At 66.5% G+C, this 18,571-nt stretch carries 16 protein-coding genes; 3 read left to right on the top strand and 13 right to left on the bottom strand.

Annotated features, from left to right (window positions below):
• Positions 1-10: 10 nt before the first annotated feature.
• The 7 genes from IPK24_21440 to IPK24_21410 form a co-directional block, all read right to left on the bottom strand.
• Positions 11-3,202, bottom strand: coding sequence for a CHAT domain-containing protein (locus IPK24_21440; GenBank protein ID MBK8078053.1), 3,192 nt, complete (start codon positions 3,200-3,202; stop codon positions 11-13).
• Complete coding sequence (locus IPK24_21435) at positions 3,195-4,439, bottom strand: hypothetical protein (protein ID MBK8078052.1); 1,245 nt, start codon at positions 4,437-4,439, stop codon at positions 3,195-3,197. The genes IPK24_21440 and IPK24_21435 overlap by 8 nt, the downstream gene beginning before the upstream one ends.
• 317 nt (positions 4,440-4,756) lie before the next feature.
• On the bottom strand, positions 4,757-5,662 hold the full coding sequence (locus IPK24_21430) for a hypothetical protein (protein ID MBK8078051.1): 906 nt from the start codon (positions 5,660-5,662) through the stop codon (positions 4,757-4,759).
• Positions 5,663-5,931: 269 nt separating this feature from the next.
• Positions 5,932-6,999, bottom strand: coding sequence for a DegT/DnrJ/EryC1/StrS family aminotransferase (locus IPK24_21425; GenBank protein MBK8078050.1), 1,068 nt, complete (start codon positions 6,997-6,999; stop codon positions 5,932-5,934).
• Entirely contained in the window at positions 6,986-8,782 is a 1,797-nt protein-coding gene (locus IPK24_21420) for an AAA family ATPase (GenBank protein MBK8078049.1), read from the bottom strand. Before IPK24_21420 ends, IPK24_21425 begins: the two co-directional genes overlap by 14 nt.
• Entirely contained in the window at positions 8,779-9,519 is a 741-nt protein-coding gene (locus IPK24_21415) for a hypothetical protein (protein MBK8078048.1), read from the bottom strand. The genes IPK24_21420 and IPK24_21415 overlap by 4 nt, the downstream gene beginning before the upstream one ends.
• Positions 9,520-9,542: 23 nt before the next feature.
• Positions 9,543-11,030, bottom strand: a complete 1,488-nt coding sequence (locus IPK24_21410) for a hypothetical protein (protein ID MBK8078047.1) — start codon at positions 11,028-11,030, stop codon at positions 9,543-9,545.
• A 143-nt stretch (positions 11,031-11,173) separates the two neighbouring features.
• Between IPK24_21410 and IPK24_21405 the strand changes: the two genes are divergently transcribed.
• Positions 11,174-11,320 carry a hypothetical protein gene (locus IPK24_21405; protein MBK8078046.1) on the top strand — a complete coding sequence of 49 codons (147 nt, stop codon included), beginning with the start codon at positions 11,174-11,176 and terminating at the stop codon, positions 11,318-11,320.
• Between the two features lie 86 nt (positions 11,321-11,406).
• Here IPK24_21405 and IPK24_21400 read toward each other — a convergent pair whose 3' ends face one another.
• From IPK24_21400 to IPK24_21390, 3 genes are all read right to left on the bottom strand, one after another.
• Entirely contained in the window at positions 11,407-11,574 is a 168-nt protein-coding gene (locus tag IPK24_21400; GenBank protein ID MBK8078045.1) for a hypothetical protein, read from the bottom strand.
• A gap of 926 nt (positions 11,575-12,500) precedes the next feature.
• Positions 12,501-12,902 carry a hypothetical protein gene (locus IPK24_21395; protein ID MBK8078044.1) on the bottom strand — a complete coding sequence of 134 codons (402 nt, stop codon included), beginning with the start codon at positions 12,900-12,902 and terminating at the stop codon, positions 12,501-12,503.
• A 604-nt stretch (positions 12,903-13,506) separates the two neighbouring features.
• The gene (locus IPK24_21390) at positions 13,507-14,181 is read right to left on the bottom strand and encodes a hypothetical protein (GenBank protein ID MBK8078043.1); all 675 of its coding nucleotides are present in this window, start codon (positions 14,179-14,181) and stop codon (positions 13,507-13,509) included.
• Positions 14,182-14,728: 547 nt separating this feature from the next.
• On the opposite strand from IPK24_21390, the gene IPK24_21385 reads away from it, so the two are divergent.
• Both IPK24_21385 and IPK24_21380 read left to right on the top strand, forming a co-directional pair.
• Positions 14,729-15,028 (top strand): transposase, encoded by a 300-nt coding sequence (locus IPK24_21385; protein ID MBK8078042.1) that lies wholly within the window; start codon positions 14,729-14,731, stop codon positions 15,026-15,028.
• Between the two features lie 207 nt (positions 15,029-15,235).
• Positions 15,236-15,742 (top strand): IS3 family transposase, encoded by a 507-nt coding sequence (locus tag IPK24_21380; protein MBK8078041.1) that lies wholly within the window; start codon positions 15,236-15,238, stop codon positions 15,740-15,742.
• Here IPK24_21380 and IPK24_21375 read toward each other — a convergent pair.
• The 3 genes from IPK24_21375 to IPK24_21365 form a co-directional block, all read right to left on the bottom strand.
• On the bottom strand, positions 15,665-16,273 hold the full coding sequence (locus tag IPK24_21375) for an IS110 family transposase (GenBank protein MBK8078040.1): 609 nt from the start codon (positions 16,271-16,273) through the stop codon (positions 15,665-15,667). The two genes, IPK24_21380 and IPK24_21375, sit on opposite strands and share 78 nt — an antisense overlap.
• 727 nt (positions 16,274-17,000) lie before the next feature.
• Positions 17,001-17,738 (bottom strand): CHAP domain-containing protein, encoded by a 738-nt coding sequence (locus tag IPK24_21370; GenBank protein MBK8078039.1) that lies wholly within the window; start codon positions 17,736-17,738, stop codon positions 17,001-17,003.
• A gap of 105 nt (positions 17,739-17,843) precedes the next feature.
• Positions 17,844-18,533, bottom strand: a complete 690-nt coding sequence (locus IPK24_21365; protein ID MBK8078038.1) for a response regulator transcription factor — start codon at positions 18,531-18,533, stop codon at positions 17,844-17,846.
• Between the last annotated feature and the right edge of the window lie 38 nt (positions 18,534-18,571).

Raw genomic sequence — 18,571 nt, 5'->3', positions numbered from 1 at the left:
CGTGGCCTGGTCAAGCGTCCGGTAGCCCGTAGGTCACGAGATAGCTCCACAGGTGTTGCTGCGAGGCGCGCGTCTCGTGATCTTCGGCGATCCAGTCGAGCTGTGCCTGACGTAGAGCGGCGGCCGTCGGCAGCCCGGCGGCGGTGTGCGCGTAGAACCGGCTCATGATATCGGCTGTCGCGCTGTCGTCGATCTGGTGCAACGCACCGACAATGTCGATTGCCCCGCGGAGCTGGAACGCGAGCGGGAAACCACCGAGTTCTCCCCCGGCGTCAGCCCGGATATCGGTGTTGCATGAGGCGCCTGCCACCAGCCGAGGCATGCACCACTGCAGCACGTGGCCGACGTCCAGCCGCTCGCCGTTGGGTAGATCCTTTCGCTGGGTCCAGCCATCGACGCCGCGGTCGCCGTGGACGGCGAGGGCAAGCAGACCAGGACGGATGCCGCTCCAATCCCCACCGAGCAGGCCGCTCAGCTCTCCCAACGAGGTTGCCACCTCGGTGCCCGGATGCGATGCCAACAACGCAGCCAGCTCGCGCCTGGCGTGCGGGAACCGCTCGGTGTCGAAGACGGCGACCGACACAGGTTGGCCGACCGTGCCACTGCGGGATCGGGCCAGCGATTCCAACGTCTGCAGTGACTGTGCGACCGAGACCACGGCGTGGTCCAGCACAAGGTCGTCGCCGAGGGGTAGCGCCGCGAACGGTACCGCGAGCAGTCCGGTGGGAACCACCGCGAGACGCACGGGCGCGCCGCCGGGCGCCCTCCGAAGTGTGTCGAGCAAGGATTCTGGAAACAGCACCTGCGTGAGGTGCTCGAGCCGGGCGAAGAACACATCCTGGCCTTGGTCGGTGCTCAACCCGGCTACCCAAGGCGGCGCTGATACCAGGTCAAGCGTCGTCTGCAGCGGTGCCCCGGTGGACTCCCTGAGGCACAAGTGCCGCAACACCAATAGAGGACCCGATCCGGCGAGGACGCTCAGGGACAGCACAGCCCCCGGCTCCTCACCCAGGACTGCCGCGGCCGCTGAACGCACTGTGTAATGCCTCACCGTGCTCGGATCGAACAGGCCCCGAGCTACCGGGCCCAGCACCCGGCCCGTGACATCCAGTGCCTCTTGCATCCCGGCGGCCAATCGGTCACCACGGACCTGCTCCTCAGTGCGGCCGCGACCGCCGTTTGCGGTTCCGCCGTTTCCCCGTTGCTGCGATGCGCCATTCTCACCTTCTTCAACGCTGGTGACGTCGTCAGCAGTGGCACCTAGCGCCATCGTCAGTTCCCGGAACAGGCCGGCGATGCGGGCAGGGGTCGCCGGGTCGGCCGCGATCGCCCCGAGAACGGTGCCAACCAGGTCACGACGGAGCACTTCAGCTGTGAAATCGGCCAACGCACCATCGCTCGCTGCGACTGCGAGCTCGGCGGTCTCACGCAACCAGCCTCGGTACATCCGATCCAGCACAACGCGGTGGGTCGCGTCCGCTGAAGCACTGAACCGCTGCGCGATGCTGGCCAAAGACGCCTGGCGAGCGACCAATTCCCGCTCCAGCAGCTGTTGCCGATGGGCAGCCGACGGGTCCACGCCCCGTAGACGGCGCAATGCCCAGCCCAAAATCTGTCGTGCATCCACTTCGCTCGCAGGGTCGAGTGACACCGCTCGGTTGCGTGCGGTGTGCACCACCAGACCTGCCACCGCCTTCTCGGCATGCCCCAGCGCGAGCTGCCACCGGTCGCGCGCGCGCTCTGGCGAACCCCGAGCCAGAGCGGCGTCCCCATTGGCGAGATACCAGCGCGCGACTCCCCCGAAAAGGTGGGCTGTCTCGACCGGCGGGGCCTCCGCGGCCAACTCCAGGAGTCGCTCGAGGATGGCCTCATCCTCCGGGTCCCCGTAACGCGCTGCTTTTGTGGCGGCGCGACGTCGCCCCACCTGACGGCGCCAGCGCCGACTGCAGCTGACCATCAACTGACCGACTTCGCTGCGGTCACGCACACCCTCGATCGCATCGAGTTCCACCCGACGGAACTCAACTGCGATCCTGCCGTTGAGGGCTATCTCACGCCAAGCCTCCGTCGCCACGTCCAACCAAGCGCGGGCACGTGGCAGCTGCTCCGGCTCCAGCTGCACGTGGCCGGAGTCTATGAGATTGCGAGCGAGCTCGAATGCATCGTTGCCGATCGCGGTGAGGTGCACCCGCATGCCTCGCTCGTACATCACCTCGATCGCCTCGAGCACCACCTCCGGGGTGACCTCGCGCTCCTCACCCAACTGGGTGACCAAGCGACGACGCAGACGTTCCGCATACAAGGAACTGGACAGGGTCCATTGATCGAGGAACGCGGCGTTGGCCGCCGCCGAGGCAAGCTGACGAAGCTGAGCCGATTCGGGTCCAGCAGCGGCTTCACGCTCCTGCTCCTGGTAAAGGCGCAGCGCAGTGGATGTATCGCCGACCAGGCGTGCCAGCGAGGCGCGTGACGCATAGGCACTCATTCGCAGCACCGGCCGCTCCCGGATCCGAGCGCTCAGTCGAAGGTTGGCGTCGCGCTCCGAAGTGGCTAGCGCGTATAGCCGAAGCATCCGGGCAGCCATCGCCGAGCGGGATCGCGCGAAATACTCCATCACCAGAAGGAACTGCGCGTGCTCGACGAGGAAGGGCGGGTCCGCGGTCGCCCGGCTCAATACGGGGTGCCGTGCGCCGGTTGTTGGCTGCTCCGCGCGAAGGACGAGGGCTAGTGCCCGCTGAGCCATCTCTAGCGATGCCTCGTCCTGCAGCCCATCGCGCAGCAATTGGGAGGCCCTGACCATGGGCCAAGCGGCGAACTCGGGGCCGAATCGCGCCCCTACCGCAGAAGCCTGTTCGAGTAAGGCCAGCTGTTCGCTGAACACGTCCCCGTCGCCATCCGAGCCCGTGTTCTCGCGGTAGTACCGGGTGGCCTGCATTCGGGCCAATAGCTCCCACATGGCGCCGACGTCGTCGCTCCGCTCGCCTGCCCGGGCGAGCAGAGCTGCTGCAGCCGCCCTGATCGGCTGCCGTCCGGGTCGACCACCGGGCAGGTCTGGTTGGGCGACATCGCTGCTGTGCTGGAGCACCCCGTCGACGAGCAGGCATATCTGCGCGAGTCGTCGTCCGGCGTCCTCGCCAGGATCGGCGTACAGATCAGCGAGGTACGCCTCCCAAGCGGCACGCCCCTCCCCAAACTCAATCACGATGGTTGACCTGCAGCACTGGCTTGCTCGCGCCCCGAACCAGTGTCAGCACCGGGGCGGCCAGTTCGGCCCGGCCCTCCGCTACGCCATCTACAGCCTCGAACGCCAAGGGCACCACTATCTCACCCGCGGGGGTAGGTACCGAGACCTGCAATGTTCTGACTTCCTTCCGGAAGCCCCCGGCCACAACCAGCCGGGCGAGGATTCCGGTGCCGCCAGCCTCGAGCGTCAAGAGCAGCGCCGCGGGCCGCTGCCGTCGCAGCCGTCGCCTCCCGCTCAGCCGCTCGAATAGCGCGTCGTCCAGCGTCACTCGATAGGTGTTGCCCATAGCAGGGGATGCACTTCCGACGCCGCGTGTCGCCTCTTCCTGCCGCGTCGGGACGAGGACATGCAGCTCAGGGATGCCCAGCTCCACAGCCCACGCCTGGACCATCTCCTCTAGGTGCCGCAGCTCATCATCCACACCAGCCGAGTCCAGGTCCCGCAAGCGGCGCCGCCGAAGGGTGTCCAGCTCGGCGAGGGTAGGACGACCGTGACCTTGAGCGGAGTGGGCCACGGTCAGCTCAGCTGCGGTCACCTCCAGGCGCTCGCGGGTAAACCTGACCTGGGCTCCGCGCACACGCTCGACCGCGCCGGGCGATGGGTCTATAGCCAGAGCCGCCGCAAGACTGTCGAGGACCTGGACCAACGGGCGAGGTCCGCTCTCAGGAAAAGTTAGCTCGCCGGTCACCGTCCGAGCGACCGCATTGGGCTGCAGGCCCCCAACTGCCAACACCGCGCCGGTCTCCGCATCGAGCGCCCGCACGATCAGGCGGCTCAGCACAGGACTGTCCACAGATATCCCTGCCGACAGATCGCAAGTCAAGAGCGCCGAGCCCTGGGCGAATGCCACCCGCAGCGGCCCGACGAGGGTACGAGACGGGATGAGTCTCGGGTCCAGTGGGTGCTCGACCACATGCAGCCCATGGTCACCATGCGCCCCGGAACTCCGCTCCGGGATCGACCCACCGCCAGAGGACGTGGACGTCGCCCGCAGCTGGGCCGTCGGCAGAGCGGGCAGTCGTAGACCTAGCGTCGTCGCCACCCAACGAAGCTCATCGACCACAGCAACCGGGGGAGGGCGCTCCTCGGCGAGGAGCTCGCTCGCCAGGCTGCGCAACCGGTCGAGAACCGCAGCGTCACGCGATTCGCGGTCAAGCCCGAGCGCCGAGTCCGCCGACAACCGATCGGCGTTCATGAGTTCGGCGTCCAGGACATCGTCGAACCATCGGTCGACTGCGCCAACTACGCACCGCCGCACCCAAGCTGGCGGGACGGCTGGTAGCGCACCCTCTGCCACGACGGCACGCCGTAACTGCTCTGCCCAGGACCGCACCTCAGGGTCCGCGATCTGCGCCCGGCTGAGGAATACCTCTAGCGGCACGCTCGGGCTCAGCGCGTCGACGAGCAGCGAGCCACCTTGCGGTAACCGGACCGCCACGGGCAGGACAGCCCGGTCGGCTCCTGGACCCAGAACGGCGCCATTCGCCGAAAGCCGCTGTACGCGTGGGAACGTCATGCCTCCTCCACCTGCTGGGCGGCAGCAATGAGCGCGTGAATGGCGAGTCGGCACGCGCTCAGCTGTTCCAGCGACGGCAATTCTGAGAGCCAAGTGACTGACGAGGGCTCGTCCGGCTGCACGCCGACTGGGGGCGTCAACAGCCTGCGAGCCGATGGCGTCACGACCAATGCGGCTGCGCGGTCTATTAGCGTTCCAATGTCCAGGCCCTCGGCACGAAGCATCTGAACATCGTCTCGGAAATTCTCCAGCACCCGATTCGCGGTTGTTTCACGCAGGTCATAGACCTGAACCTTGGCGCTGTTCAGCTGCTCGAGTGCCCTGTCTATTTCCGTGCACACATCAGGATCGATCCCGCTCTCCGGGTCATATTCCTGCAAACCGTCGAGGAGGTCGATCAGAAACCTCATGCCCTCGTCATAGCCATGCTCGTCCGCCTTCTCCGGCGGCCAAGGGAACCGCATTAGCAGACTGCGTTGGTCCGCTTTCTCGGGCGGCAGGTCCCGCTCCAGCGTAGCGTCCACGACCGCCCGCACCCGCACATGCGCGACGCGTTCGACGGGGTAGTCGTTCGCAGACCACCAGTCGTTCCTGATCTCGGCCAGGGTCCAGATCGGATAGTTCTCGGTAGAGGTGGGAGCGTTCGTATTGCGGCCGACATGGGCTTGACGCAGCGAATTCACGACTCGGGTGGCTGTGTCCGGGGCGGCATTCAAGGTTCGTCGCAGCTGAGCCAGGTTCGTCGAACCTGTGGCCCCGGCGCTGGGCTTGATCGTGTCGAGGATCGACTCCGACAACTCGTCCAGCCTGGTCGACCAGCCTTCCCGCGGTGCATATGGCGCAAGAGCCCAGCGACGCTCGGCAACGAAGTCGTCCTCACCGGGGTCCGAATCGGGCGTCATGAGCGCAGCATGGGCTTGTGCCCACGAACGTGCCGCAACGAGCATGGCAACCTCACCCGAGGCGTCAAAGACTCGACGGCTCTTGGCACCCAAGTCTGTTACCCGGAGTGCGTCAATGCGGTGGACCCAGGCTTTACCGAAGACACGCCGTAGCAGCTGGCTGCACACCCTTTCGGTGCGGGATCTGGGAGGCCTGCCACGCGTCGCCGGCTTCGGGCTGTGGGCCACCTCCTCGGTGCCGATATCCCTGATCACGGCTCGTATGGTAGTCATGATCGCGCGGATTCAAGGGTTACTCTCGAGGACTCAATGACCGGAAGCAGCCGGACTTGGCGGAGAAGGTCAGCCGCGACGGCGCTCGCACCAGGAAGCACCTGTGCGCCGCTGCTGGCGCCGGACAGGGGCTGCATCGAGACAGGTCCGCACATGACCGTCGGCAATTGCCCGGAGGCGTTGCCGCGCCGCCCGTCGGCCCCCAGGACCCGCTGCGCCGGTTCTTTGCTGGGAGTCAGCCTGGCAGCGGACGCATGGTCCTCCCGGCGTCTGTCAAGGTCGGCGGATGCCAGCGCGTGCACGAGTAGGACGGCGGTCAGCCGAGCGGGCCGAACTGACAACCCGTAAGGATCTGGCGACAGGCCCGCCAGCACCTGACGGATCGGGTGGCACACGAGCGACACGGCCCGCGAGTGCAGGTCCGGGTTCGCGGCAACGAGCATGCCGCCCTCGTCGGTGGTGAGCGTCTTGCCCGGCCCGAAGCTGAAGACCGCGAGATCGCCGAGTACACCAGCTGGCACGCCGTCCAAGGTGCTGCCCAGGGCACCGGCACAGTCCTCCAGCACAGGCAGGCCGGGAAGTGCCTGTCGCAACCTCGGCACGTCGGCGCACACGCCGTGCAGGTGGCAGGCCACTACGCAGCGCGTTCGCGGGCCCGTGGACGCCGAGGCTGCGCGAGGGTCGATTGTCAGCGTCTCAGCGTCGACGGGCACTGGAACGGGTACGGCTCCGAGCGAGAGGACTGCGGCTCGCGTCGCTGGCCAATCGATCTCCGGGACGAGCACCTCGTCACCTTGGCCTACGCCGATCACTTGAAGAGCTACTCGCAGGCCGGATGTTGCGTTCGGGAGCAGCAATGCGGGCCGGCCCCGTACCAGCGCCGAGAAGCGTCGCTCCGCCTCGGCGATTGCACCACCACCGGTGATCGCGCTGGTGGGTGAGGCACTGTTAATCGAGAGCCAGTAGTCCAGAGCGGCGCGGACCCCGTCCGCCCAGACCTGGTCGGGATGGTCTGCGCGCTGTGTCACCGGTAACTCAGGAAGTGACCCCTCAGCGATAGACACCCGCAGTCTCCAATTCGTGGATTCTCGTCTGGACGGCGCCGATGTCCACCGCGCCAGAGGGCGTCAGGTATGCCTGCAGCCTTGCCGGTGGGTCATAGCTCTCGCCGAGCAACTGTGCGGCGATCCAAGGCAACACGCTCGCGTCCGGTGCCATGCTCAGCGCACTCAGCGTGGAGTACTCGGTGGCTGCGTTCCAGTCCTGGTTGGCACGCAGGGCCAAGGCGGTCTCGATGTCCTCGGGGCGGACCACGCGCTCCCCCGCCCGCAAGGCGTTCCGCCACGCTGACTCCAGAACGGACTGAGCGCTCCGGCCAGATAGCACTCCGCCCGCCGCAACGAACCGGGTGAGCACGCCTACGTGGTCGCCGTCGATCGGGATGGCCTCCGGCTGCCGCCGAGCGTGCATGGCCATGATCTTCGCGAGTTCGGGGCCGGAGCCGAACAGGACCGGCAGGAACGCAGAGAAGCGGGAACGTGCCGCCGGGTCCAGTCGCTGTGGCACGTTGGTCGTTGCGACCACTGAGATCCCGTCGTCGGCGTTTGGGTCGCTGAGAAACTCGAACAGCATGGCGCGCAGTGCCAGGTGTGCCTCATTGCCGGTCCGGCCGGACCCGTCCCTGGCTCCGAGCGGCCCTTGGTCGGCTTCGTCGATCAGCACGGTTACCGGAGCCATTGAGCACAGCAGGCTGAGCGCGCGCCGCATGTTGGATTCGGACTCGCCCAGCAGCGAACCGTGCACTTGGCCGAACCGCACCAGGGGCACGCCGAGGAACCCGGCGATCCTCTGCGCTGCGTATGTCTTACCGGTCCCGGGCGGCCCGGCGAGGCAGATCCGGACCGAGCCACGTCCGGCGAGGCGTAGGTCGCTCAGATACAGTCTGAGGCCCGGAAGGCCGGCGATGTCATCCATCACGCCCGCGCAGTTGAGCAGTTCCAGCGCGCCGCCGCTTCTCTCCTGGATCCTGCTTGCCTTCAGCGCCGCCAGTGTGTGTACCGTCACCGGATTTGCGTTGCTGCTCACGGCCAGCTCATGCAGATCGCGTAGCAGCAGCCCACCGGTGACTCGCGCCGCTCGCTCGACCGTCACGTCCCCGTCCAGGCGAAGTGCATGAACGCGCCGCGACTCCGTGCGCCGGCGCACGAACAGCACCCGTTCGGTCTGGTCCGGTGGGTCGACGGTGATCGTTCGGTAGCCGGGCTGGTTCCGCAACTGCGCTGGCAGGCTGTCGGATCGGTCCACCAGAACCGCCTGGAGGCCGTGACGCTGCCAGCCCTTGGCGTCGGCAGTCAGGCACCTGAGGTTCTCGAGGAGACTCGCCCGGCCGTGGTCGGCGGCGGCCAAGCCTTCGGCAGGGAGGACCGAGTCGAGGTAGTCGAGCAACAGTACGGACGGCACCGCTGCGGACCGCAGGTCCTGGATCACCCGGGTGATCGTCTCGTCAGGCAGCTCCTCGGCTGGACCTGGTCGCAGCGCCACACTGCCACCGTCGCGGAGGGTGGGCAGCGACTGGGCACCCACGCCCAGGCGGTAAAACACGAGACCGAGCCCACGTCGGGCGCAGTGGCTGCGGATGGCATCCACGAGCCACAGCGCTCGCCCCTGGGCGTCGATCAGCAAGTCGTGTACACCTGGACCGGTGAGCAGCACTTGACTGCTGGCCGCGCGGGCCTGGTCCAGGGCCGTCTCCAGCGCCGCCGTGCGGCCGCGCATCCCGTGCGGAGTGCGTGCGCTGACGCTCCCGCCGTTCGGGGTGACAGCGCGGACTTGAGCGACGCCGTTCACGCCGCCCCACCACTAACCCGTCGCCGGCTCGCCGGGGCCGCGTCTGCGCGGCGCCGCACCCGGCGTTCATCCGCGTTCAATGCTCCGCCGCGGGCCGGGCACATGGGATCTCGGTGTGACGCGGCGACAAGCAAGCGCAACCCGTCGTTCCGACCGTCGTGCCGGTCCTCGTACGTGGTCTCGAGCGCGATCCCCGCGGCGGCCAGCGTGTGCACCAGGTCGGCGTCCACAGCCTGGCAGGAGTTTCCGGCCAGGCCCGCGTACTCTCGCTCGACGCTGCCGTCGTCGCGCACCTCGACATACATGACCTCGTCCCCCCGGCGCAAGTCGAGCACGGTAGCTGTCTTGCCCTCGCAGATCGTCGTCGCGAATCCTTGGGCCGGGGAGGCGCCGAAGTCCCGGATCGCGTCGGCGACCACGCGCCGGGAGGCCCCAGCCATTGCAGCCTGGGCCGTCGCGACGGCCCGCTCGGCGTTGCGGCGCATCTCTGCCATGCCCGCCGTGCCGGATGCTCTCGAATTGAGCACCCCGACCCATGCCTCGGGCGCCAGGGCCTGCAGCACCCCAGCGGACTGCTGCAGCGCAGCATTCAGTGCCTCCGTTTGGGTGTGCATTTCGACCGCCCGGCGTGCCTGAGCGACGAGCTCTACGCAGTCGGTGCTGACGGCCAGTAGGGCACAGGCTTGCTCGGCGGCACGGGCCACGATCCGGGAACGAGCGGAGACAAAGGTACTCATGGTGTGTCCTTCCGGCTGGAGGGTCAACGCGCGTTGTCGAGGTAGTCGAGTTCGTCGGCGGGCCGTGGCTCGGGAACATGGCCGACGGCCTGCTCGACGGGGCATACCGCAGGGGACTCAGCGGGCGAGTCCAGCGAGTCCAGCGCATCGGTCAGGTCGACGACCTCGGCCGGCCGTGCGGGCGGCCGCGCCCGTTCAGGGACCGCGATGCCAGGTCTGTCTTGCTCCGCGGCCGGCGTCGCGGTGTCCGGGATGCCGGGCGGCGGCGGCCCAGCACGATCCGCTGCTGGATTCGTCCCGGCGTCCAGAGCCGGCTTGGGACCGTGGCTTCCCGATGGCTCCCCTTCCGTGATCCTGATGAGCATCTCGGCAGCCACCCGTGGCAGCTGCACCCGCGCCATCGCCTGCTGGATGACGCCCTCAGGGTCGGGCACGCGGTACGAGACGAGCGTGTCGTAGAGGGCGGCACACATCTGCGCGACGCAGGCGCGCAGTTCCTCTTGCGCCGCGGCTTTGTGGTCCGCGAGCACAAGCGTCTTGTCCTGCGCCGCCTCGAGCCGGCGCCGAGCAGTTCGCCAGGGAAGCATGGCGGAGGCCCAGAGTCCCCCCTCGACCAGCGGCAGTTCGGCGATCGTCATGATCAGCACGAACAGCCGGTCCGTTTCGGCTGCGGCCTTGGCCTCGGCGTTTGCCTTGCTCAGCTTGGCCTGTGCTGCCGTCAGTGTCTGGTTCGCACCCGCTACTCCTGATGCCATCTGCGCCTTCGCCAGGTCGACCTCCGCCTGCGCATTTAGGGACGCCGTGCGGTGTTCCGGGGCGGAGCGGTTCGGTGCCAGGTAAGCCAGGAACAGCACGCCCAGTGCCAGCGCCGCCGCGCTCAGCAGTAGCACGTTGGTACGAACGAATGTCCGGTCGGCGAGCGCCCCGTGAAGCCCGAGTCCCAAGCTGAGGCCGACGCCGCAGACCGCCACATACAGCACGCTCACGGGAGCGAAGAAGGCCGCGAGCAACTGCCCCTGCACCGGCGCAAAGATCTGGAAGTCGAGCAGACAGGCTACGATCCCGAATGGGACGAGCAGTGCAGCAGCAAACACCACAATGCTGCGGCCCGCGCCGCTGCGCAGCCAGGTAGGCAGGCGATCAAGCGCTTCATCGGCGCTGGCACGGAGTGTGTCAACGCTCTCTCGTGCGACCTGCGCGTGCCAATCGGCCCGCTGCCCCCTCTCGATCAGTCCCGAGAGCCTGCCTGCGAAGCCGTGCAACACCGCCGTGGCGGCGTTCTCGACCGGCAACGCTCGCCAGTTCTGAGCGGTTTCCCCAGCCAGGGCAAGCGCTGTCCGCTGCGCAAGCGCCTCCCTCTCGCGGAGATCCTGCTCGGCCACTGCTGCAAGCTGACGTTCGGCTGCCAGTTCCTCAGACCGCCGCTCCGCGCGCCGGACGTAGCCGGCATACAGGCTGGCCATGGCGATACAGGCAGGAACGGCCAACAGAACAAGGACCACTGTGGTCACGGGGCTACCTCCTCGGAGGGGCGGTAGGCCCAGTTCACCGGGGCGCGGCCCCGTGGGAGTTCAGGCCGGAATCCGCCCAGGCGCGCTGGAGTCGACACTCAACTCACCGTGGCAGGCGCGACACCAAGACGGAGGTATGGCCGATGGCCGGGAACAAGAGCCAACAGGCAAAGGCGCAGAGCACCGCTCGCAAGGCTGCGCAACAGGACCGCGGATCGAACAAGTTCAAGAACAACAGCAACAAGCACAACGGCGGCAGCCGCGGCCAAAGCGGTCAACCTAAGCACTGAGCTTGCGTAGACGCCGACAGCGAGCAACGGGTTTCAGTATCGGCCCACTTCGCCCAGCTATGGGCCTTGGTCGTGCCACTGGCACCTCAGCATCGAACATCAATCGACGCCTTCACACCGACGAAATCGATGAATGCCTCGACAGCAGCTGAACTTTGAGCGATCATCATGGCTGCCGTCAGTGTCCAGTCGAGATCAACTCCATGATCAAGGCCCCCGGCATCAGAGGAAGGAACCCAGCGTGGCTTGTGCATGCGAGAAGGACCGCGGGAAGGGTAATATTTGCGCTCACTGCAAGGAGGGCAACCATAAGGCATGCTCTTCATTCGGACGTTGCTCCTAACCCTGAGCAATGGAGCGGTGGAGTGTCAGGCGGTCGTACTCGAAGCCGCCTGACACCCACGAGCAACAGCACCAGAAACGTAAGGCATGCTTCATTTGGGGACGTTCAGCCAGCAAGTGGCAAGTGACCAAGCTTATGGCCCGGGAGTCTTCAATACTGTTCCCTGACGTCTGCCTCAAGAGCCTCCATTCCATTCCTGCGCAAGCCGGCGACCGAGCACAATGGTCAATGCAGTCGGGATGCTGACCACTCCGAAAGGAAACGGAAGAATGACCGGATATGACCCGTCATGCGGGAACTGTCACCGGTGCCCGAAGTGCGGTGGTGACGGCACTGTGACGAATGTCAAGTACGAAAAGAATTGGAAGGGTGAACAGGTTCGAGTCGAGCGGCGGGAGACGTGCCCGTCCTGCCGTGGTGTCGGCGGTCGCGTCGGTGTCGGCCCCCACAAGCACCGCTAGCCGCGGCGACAAGTACGTCACCGTGATCATCGCTCTGACCCGATCCGAGATGGAAACGGCACCGCGCGGTTACTGGACATGGCCGAACGCCGCTAGAAGCGGGCGCTCACGATCAAGCTCACCGATCGGACGAGACCTGGCGCCAAGGGCTAGAAATCGTTGCGATGGAGGGTTCACCGGGCTCAAGACCGCCACCACCGAGGAGCTACCCAACGCGCAGGGGTGTGTCCACCAGCGAATGATCGCCGTTTACCGCGAACCCGACCGCGGGCAGTGACGCCGGCTGATGGCGGCGCTGATCGACTCCGCCCCGACACAGGGGGTGAACATCCACAATACCCGACCGTGAACGCAGGCTCACCTCACCCGTGAATGATCAAGATGAGTGATAGAAACCGGCAGCCATGCCGAGGGCCAATGCCGTCTGCACGACATCGGCCGGATCAACGTCTGGAAGTGGCCACGACTCCTGATACATCACGGGGAAGGGTTCCTTCTCGTGTATCACGACACCGCCGCGCAGCATCCCCGCCATCGAGCAGGCCAGGGGGAGATTCACGTGTTCCAGCGACCCCAATATGACCTTCATCTCTAGATGGAAATGGCTGGACCAAATGCGTGTCCCCACCGAAACCATGAGCAGGATCACTTGATCCTGCTTCGAACCGGGGACTTGAAACATCTCGAAATTCTGTGATTCCGGCCCTCTGGGATAAGCGGCTTCAAGGGCGTTCAGGGCACTCGAGTAGGCCTCGAAGTCCGCCTCGGTTGGTTCCACGTCCTTCATCATTTCCTTTCAACTTCGGTTGATGCTCCCGTGGGCGCTTGACTCGCCCCAGCGGTCGTTCTCTGGCCACAAGCCCGCGAGGTTAGTGCTTGGTCACACTCAGCGAGGAGTCGATCTGGCGGAGGCCAGCTTCGACGCGCTGCATCGCGGGACGTATGAACCGTGCGTCAGAGGTGAACCCCACCCGTCTTCCGGACTGGGCGAGGTGCATCCGGCAAATGGTCCGTCCATCTCCACTGGGTTGGGTCCGGAACTCGACCTTGCTTCCCACGGCAGAGTCTTCTTCCGGGCCGCCCTGACCGGTCAGCGCTGTCAGGGCGCCGATAGCGCCGCCCCGGCCCTGATATACGGCATCCGCGCCGCCGCCGAAAGGGACGACCTTCCAGGACGACGCCGTCAGGCTGAACTTCGACCCCCCCGTCATAGCCTGGGCGAATGCAGTGATGCAATCGCTGGCGGGAGCGTTCACATGGAACTCCCAGCTGGCCCTGTGGTCCATCAGACCCATGGTGATCAAACCTCTCTGTTGTGTTTCTCGATGCCGATCAAGGTTGCGTGCCCGTAGACCGAGGGTGTCCCCGCCGGACCAGGGTGGTCAGGGAGTGAAGTTCGGGAGGTCCAGCGGGATGAACGCCTTGAGCTGTTGCTCGCACCATGGCGGCTCACAGCGCATGGCCTCTGCTACCTCGACATAGAGCCCATACAGGTCCGGGGCGCTCTGCCAGGGCCGTCGCACGGCATCGGCCCAGCTCGCCCCTGGGGTGACAACGATGGCCTGGAACGCACCTGGCGCTGCGAACACATAGATGTCGTTGTTGTTGCCGTCTGGCCCCATGTGCGCCAACCGACGGCGTTCACCTGGGGCTAGTGGCGTCACCGACCCCTCCCGCGGTGGCCGAGGTGCCCGACGCGTCAGGTAGTCCTCACCGGGGTGGTGGGCGACCCACCAGTCGATCTCCCTCATCGACAGGTACACGAAGTTGATGTTGCGTGAGCGGAGGAAAGCGAAGGCGAGATCGCTCACCTCGTCGAAGACCGCCTGGATCTCCCCGGGTCCCAGCAAGGAGTTCAGCAGCCGCATCCCCCCATAGGACACCCAACCACCACGGTGACGGGCCGCCGTCATGACCTCCTGCGCAAACCGGGTCGGTCCCGCGATGGCTTGCCGGTAATACTTGAGTTCGATCTGAGGGCCGACAGCACGCGCCCGATCAGGAGCCTTCAGGGGCCGGACCTCATACAGCCCGAACTGATACAGGTCCTCCTCCAACTCACCCCACCCGCGGGTGACTGTTCCCGCGCCCTGGCGGCCACGGCCGAACCTGTCAAGCAACCCCATGTACCCTCCGCCCTCCGATCCCCCTATTGCACGAGCAAACGGCTCTCCACAGGTCAGCGACCTTCATCGGAACCCGCGCGCTGGCCTTGCCTGCATGGCCTTCCCTCAAACTCAGGCGCCCCCAGGCAACCCAGCCAGCTGGTGCACCACCGTGTCGCCCACGACAGACCCCTCCCCTGCCCGGCGCTCGTGTCGTTGACTGCGGGGCTAGCCAATGCTACGGATCAACAGCGGCCAAGTGTTCTCGTTCGCCCATTTCAGTGCCCCGCACCGAGGTACCCGCTGTTCACAGGTGGGCCGAAGTCCTTGCGGTGTCGACCACAGACGATGACCGTGGGTCCGGGCATCTGGAACATCAGGAAGGAAGGGGCGAAGCGAGGACTTCCCCACATTGGTAGCAGGTAGAGTTCGGAGCTTGACCCGGTTTCCCGGACACCTGATCTGAGATGATGATCTTCATCTTGGGAAGGAGTCCTGTATGCCTGCAGCACACCCACCGGAGTTCCGTCGCCGAGCGGTCGAGTTGGCCCGCCTCGGGGACAAACCGATCGCGGCGATCGCGAAGGATCTGGGGATCAGTGAGTCGTGCCTGCGGAACTGGATGGCCAAGGACGATGTCGACGCCGGCCGCGCCGAGGGCCTGAGCAGCCCGGAGCGGGCCGAGCTGGTCCGGTTGCGCCGCGAGGTCCGGGTCCAGGCCATGGAGATCGAGATCCTCAAACGGGCCAGTGCCTACTTCGCGCGGGAGAACATCCTGCCCAAGAGCGACCCAAAATGACGTACCGGTTGGTCCGTGAACTCGCCGACGACAGCGACCTGGAGGTCGATGTCGCGGTGGCCTGCCGGGTGCTCGAGGTCTCACGCTCGGGCTACTACGAGTGGCGCGACCGGCCCGATTCGGCTCGTGCGGTGGCCGACGCCGAGCTGGTGGAGACCATCACCGCCGGTCCACGAAGGCTCCCGCGGCACCTACGGGTCCCCGCGGGTGCACGCCGAACTCCGGCTCGGCCTGGACCACCGGTGCGGCCGCAAACGGGTGGCACGGTTGATGCGCGCGAACGGTCTGGTCGGGGTCGGCGGGAAACGCAAGACGCGCCGACGCCCCGACACCGCCACCCACGACGACCTGGTGCAGCGCCGGTTCGTCGCCGACGCCCCGGACCGGTTGTGGTGCACCGATGTCACCGAACACCCCACGGGTGAGGGGAAGGTGTACTGCTGCGCGGTGCTGGACGTGTTCTCCCGCACCGTGGTGGGCTGGTCGATCGCTGATCACATGCGCTCGGACCTGGTCGTGGACGCCCTGGAGATGGCCCGCTGGCGGCGCCGCCCCGAACCCGGCGTGATCGTGCACTCCGACCGCGGAAGCCAATACACCAGTTGGGTTTTCGGTCACCGACTCCGCACCGCGGCGCTACTCGGATCCATGGGACGGGTCGCCTCGAGCGTGGACAACGGCATGATCGAACTTGGGAGGAGCGCAGGCCGCTGAGTGGAGTTGATGCTTGCCGCCGCGTTCGAAAGCCGCCAACGCGGCCGGGAAGAACGACTTGAGCAGCGCACGGATCCGATTGCACAGCTCGGTGCGTTCCCAGATCGCGTCCTGCTGCGCCCGCGTCAGCACCCGCAGGGCCTGCACCTGCGCCGTGTCCTGGGGCAGCGGCCGGTGCGCCGACCGATCGGTGCGCAGCACATCGGCCAACACCATCGCGTCGAACGCGTCGGACTTGCCGCCGCTGGAACGGTACCGGTCCCGGTACCGCGAGACCGCCAACGGGTTGATCGCGAACACCATGCGGCCCGCGGCCCGCAACCCAGCCACCAGCAGGCCACCACTGGTCTCGATCGCCACCGGCAACGCTCTCGGAGCCCGATCATGAGCAGCGAGCAGCTCCAGCAGCCGGGTCAACCCCGCCGCATCATGAGTGATCCGCTCCGCCACCACCACGGCACCGGTCTCGTCGACGATCGCCACATCATGGTGATCCTCGGCCCAGTCGATCCCGCAGGCCACACCCGTCATCGGTCAGGCTCCCCTCTGCTGCATCGAATTCACCCGGGGGTCACAGCGCCCTAATGGACAGTGCTCCAGGCACGACATCCCACGAGCCGTTACCCCCGCTGCCTGCGGCGCCTGCACCCGAGCAAGACTCTGCGGTCTACGAACAATCGATGACTGAACCCCGCCGGCCAACCCTGCCAGCCTTCAGCGAACAATGATCAACGCCGTGCAGACACGCCGCCCGACTGAACCGAACAGCCGGACGGCGAGCCGCGCGGGCGCCCCTCTCGATCTCAGACCTGACCGGCCAAGCGTTCTACAGGCGTCCCTACAGATGCCATTAAGGGTTCTACAACCGCACCCGCCGCCACTCCGCCCTGGGCTGGATCAGCCCCCTACAGTTCGAGAACACCCACCACCAACGAACCCTCGACTCCTCAGCCCCGTGTCAGTAGAACCGGGGCAACATCAAGGTGTCCGGGAAACCGGGTCAAGCTCCATGCCCTCCCCCATCGAACTCATTCCCCGTAGCCGATTCTGAACGAGATGGACCGAGAATGCAGGAGAGTCGGCAAATCCCACCGAACGTTCTCTTCTCGCCACCACCGCATCAGAACTCACGATGAGCTTCAATCAGGACATTTCATATCGTTTGTGGAAAATGACGGCGAGTAGCGGGCGCCGCGGAAACGCAGACGCGAGCCGGGCAGGCCCTCGGGGGCCTGCCCGGCTCGCGTGCTGTCGGAGATCACCGATCGCCGTAGATGTACTTCGTTCCCGCGGGGACGGTCACCCAGTGGTCGGTCATGACGGCGCCTTTGAAGTTCCAGTTGTAATCCTGGATCCGCACGGAGGTCGCGTTGTAGTCGATCACCCAGGCGACGTGGCCGACACTCGAGCCGAAGGCTCCGGCAGGGAAGACCGCGACCGAGCTCAACGCCGGGGCGCTGCTGACGTGCCAGCCGGCTGCGGCCGCCTGCGAGGCCCACTGGTAGGCGTTCCCGTACACGGGCATGTAGAGCCCGGTGAAACCCTTCATGCGTTGCTCGGCGTAGTAGGTGCACTGATTGGAGTAGTTGGCCGCGAAGGGGTTGTAGCCGATGGACTGTGCGGACGAGGGTCGCCCGCACCCGGGGATGCGGCGGTCGAACTGGGCGTATGGCGTCTCCTGCACGAACAGATCGGAGATGTAGCCACCCCAGGCCGGCACACGGTCCCACACCGGCGAGGTGCCGAAACCTGACTGTGTGACGGTCTGCCCCGGCGTCTGGCAGGCGATGTCGATCGCCGTGCCTGAGGCGGTGATGGTGTTCACCTGGGTGGTGGCAGTGGAGGCTCCACTGCGCACCCGAACACCGGCGGCGCTGGTGTGGTAGCCCGCCACCGCTTGAGCCATGGGGGCGAGAGCGACGAGACCGGCCGTGGCCAGGCTCGCGCCGGTGATCAGTAGCCGCGGCCTGCGGACGGTGCGGGTCGTGGGCATCATGCTGGCACTACCTCCTCATCTGCGGCCGCTCGGCCGCATGAGGAGACCCTCCCGCCGCCGCGGAGTCGATCACATCCGGCAGATCACCCAACTTGCGCGGCATGCTCAGCTCAGGCGTCGACGGCGCCGTCGCGGCAAGTGCCTCGGGTCGACGAGGTCGCCGTCCTCGAGACCGAGGTCATGCAGCAGTTGCCCCGTCCCATGCTCACGCAGGTAGTCGGCGTAGACGAGCCCGACCGCCGCGATATGGGATTCAACCGTCTTGGTCGAGAGGCTGAGCCGCGAAGCAATGCGTTGGCGGTCGAATCCGCTCGCCCTCAGCTTGAGGACATCGATCTGACGGTCGGTCAGTGCAAGACCATTGCTGCGCAAGGCATTCAGTCGGGCGAGCAGACCGGCGGCAGCAGGCGTTACGAACGTGGCGCCCTCCCCGACCTGAAGCAGCCCCTCCACTAGGTCCTCGAGCGAGTCCGCCTTGAAGACCAGACCTTTGGCTCCGATGGCCATGCATGCCGCCAAGACCTCGAGGCGCTGCTCGTTGGTGTAGATCAGGATCGGCAGCCCGAAGCGCAGCGCGTACAGCACTGCCGCGGTGCCCTGGACGACGTCCTGGTCGGGACTCGAGGCGGTCCGCAGCCGCAGATCGACAACGATGGCCGAACAGTCCGTCGCGACCGTGGCGGGGAGGTGTTCCACCCTGGGCACGACGGCCACGGCCCTGACACGCGGATCGATGCCGTCCAGAAATGCCCTGCGCATCAACGTGTCGTCGTCCACTACCGCGATAGCGATCACTGTCGTGTCCTTCCCCGGGTTCGCACCCAGGGCGGCGC

It is taken from the genome of Kineosporiaceae bacterium, assembly GCA_016713225.1.
Taxonomy (GTDB): Bacteria; Actinomycetota; Actinomycetes; order Actinomycetales; family Kineosporiaceae; genus JADJPO01.
This window is presented reverse-complemented; position numbering and strand designations above follow the sequence as displayed.

Bases quoted from the DNA above. Each gene is read 5' to 3' on its own strand.
- IPK24_21435 (MBK8078052.1), bottom strand. From the start codon at position 4,439: ATGAACGCCGATCGGTTGTCGGCGGACTCGGCGCTCGGGCTTGACCGC.
- IPK24_21430 (MBK8078051.1), bottom strand. From the start codon at position 5,662: ATGACGCCCGATTCGGACCCCGGTGAGGACGACTTCGTTGCCGAGCGT.
- IPK24_21415 (MBK8078048.1), bottom strand. From the start codon at position 9,519: ATGAGTACCTTTGTCTCCGCTCGTTCCCGGATCGTGGCCCGTGCCGCC.
- IPK24_21405 (MBK8078046.1), top strand. From the start codon at position 11,174: ATGGCCGGGAACAAGAGCCAACAGGCAAAGGCGCAGAGCACCGCTCGC.
- IPK24_21400 (MBK8078045.1), bottom strand. From the start codon at position 11,574: ATGCACAAGCCACGCTGGGTTCCTTCCTCTGATGCCGGGGGCCTTGAT.
- IPK24_21385 (MBK8078042.1), top strand. From the start codon at position 14,729: ATGCCTGCAGCACACCCACCGGAGTTCCGTCGCCGAGCGGTCGAGTTG.
- IPK24_21375 (MBK8078040.1), bottom strand. From the start codon at position 16,273: ATGACGGGTGTGGCCTGCGGGATCGACTGGGCCGAGGATCACCATGAT.
- IPK24_21370 (MBK8078039.1), bottom strand. From the start codon at position 17,738: ATGATGCCCACGACCCGCACCGTCCGCAGGCCGCGGCTACTGATCACC.